Source organism: Cylindrospermum sp. FACHB-282, from assembly GCF_014697195.1.
GTDB lineage: Bacteria > Cyanobacteriota > Cyanobacteriia > Cyanobacteriales > Nostocaceae > Cylindrospermum.
In genome coordinates, this window is sequence record NZ_JACJRJ010000108.1 from 1 (window position 1) to 1,572 (window position 1,572).

General features: G+C 39.8%; 2 protein-coding genes. One reads left to right on the forward strand and one right to left on the reverse strand.

The features are described 5' to 3' along the window. Positions 1 to 91 precede the first annotated feature (91 nt). Entirely contained in the window at positions 92 to 271 is a 180-nt protein-coding gene (locus H6G32_RS26975) for a DUF6364 family protein (RefSeq protein ID WP_242046733.1), read from the reverse strand. 63 nt (positions 272 to 334) lie between these two features. On the opposite strand from H6G32_RS26975, the gene H6G32_RS26375 reads away from it, so the two are divergent. Beyond that, positions 335 to 1,561 (forward strand): RNA-guided endonuclease InsQ/TnpB family protein, encoded by a 1,227-nt coding sequence (locus H6G32_RS26375; protein WP_190463717.1) that lies wholly within the window; start codon positions 335 to 337, stop codon positions 1,559 to 1,561. Positions 1,562 to 1,572 lie beyond the last annotated feature (11 nt).

The window sequence follows — 1,572 nt, forward strand, 5'->3', positions numbered from 1 at the left end:
TTCAGCTTGAACAGCAAGGAGCCTCTCACCTACCCGCAAGGGAGGTGACGAGAGGAATTGCGAGACAAAAACGAAACGTCCCTTGACCACATCAATCCGCAGGATTGACCGAGAGAGGGACAGTTGAGTTTTTGTCAATTTCTTTATTCGGCAGTCGGTCAATCCAGTCCTCAACTATCTGCGTCACGGTTTTGTCTTTGTTTGCTGCATACTGCCTTATTTTGTTTAATCTACGCTCGGACATCCTTACATTTAATCTAGTAGTTTTCATGATTTGTCTACCCATTGTTGTCACTTTTATGTTACCATGTCTATAACAGGAGGTGAAAAACAAGTGAAAACGGCATACCAATACAAGCTACGTCCAACAAAACAACAAGCGCAAGAAATAGACCGATGGTTGTCTATGTGTTGCGCTCAATATAACTTTTTGCTGGCAGATAGATTTAATTGGTATGAGCAAAATCGTTGTCCCATAAATGCTTGTCCGCTTGTTTGCCATCTTCCAGAACTACGAGATAATCCCGAATACTTTGGACAAAAAAGAACACTACCTAAGTTAAAAGAGACGCATCCTCATTACAAAGATGTTTATTCCGACGTTTTGCAGGATGTTGTCAAACGAGTGAAAACAACTTTTGACCGATTCTTGAAGGGTGATAACAACGGAAAACGTAGCGGTAAACCAAGATTTAAACCTCCTAGTCGATACAGAACTTTCTTGTACCCAAGGATTAAGCCAGATTGTATTGCTAATAGTAGAATTTCTTTACCAAAATTAGCGCAAATCAAACTTATTTTGCATCGTCCTATTCCAGATGGTTTTAAAATCAAAACTGCTTCGGTTACTAAAAAAGCTGATGGTTACTATATAACTCTAAGCCTAGAAGATTCAACAGTTCCCGAAATTAAACCAGATATCAATTCTGGATTGATATCTGGAATTGATATGGGATTGAAAGAATTTTTGACTACTTCCGAAGGTGAAAGTGTTGCAATTCCCCAACATTACCGCAAAGCGCAGAGACGATTACGGGTTATTCAAAAACGTGTATCTCGCAGAAAGAAAGGAAGTAATCGTAGACAAAAAGCAGTAAAACAACTAGGCAAACAACATAAAAAAGTTGCTGATAAACGCAAAGATTTCCACTTTAAAACAGCAAAACAGTTGCTGTCAAAACATGATGTTGTAGTTCACGAAGACCTCAATATCAAAGGACTTTCAAAATCCAGACTAGCTAAATCTATACTTGATGCTGGATGGTCAAGCTTCCTGTCGATACTATCAAACAAAGCCGAAAATGCTGGTTTGTTGGTAATTGCTGTGAATGCTTCTGGTACGAGTCAAGATTGCTCTAATTGTGGAGAGAAAGTACCTAAAAAGTTGCATGAAAGATGGCATGACTGCCCTAATTGTGGATGCAGTCTAGACCGTGACCATAACGCAGCGATAAATATAAAAAACAGAGCGGCGGGGCATCCCGTTCTTAAAGCCAAGAGTCTCCTAAGCAATAGCCGGATTGTCTTGGAAGCCTACACTGTACTCTTAGAGTCAGTGTAGGAGTATGTCAC

Coding starts and splice junctions, on each gene's coding strand:
- H6G32_RS26975 (WP_242046733.1), bottom strand. CDS start 271: ATGAAAACTACTAGATTAAATGTAAGGATGTCCGAGCGTAGATTAAAC.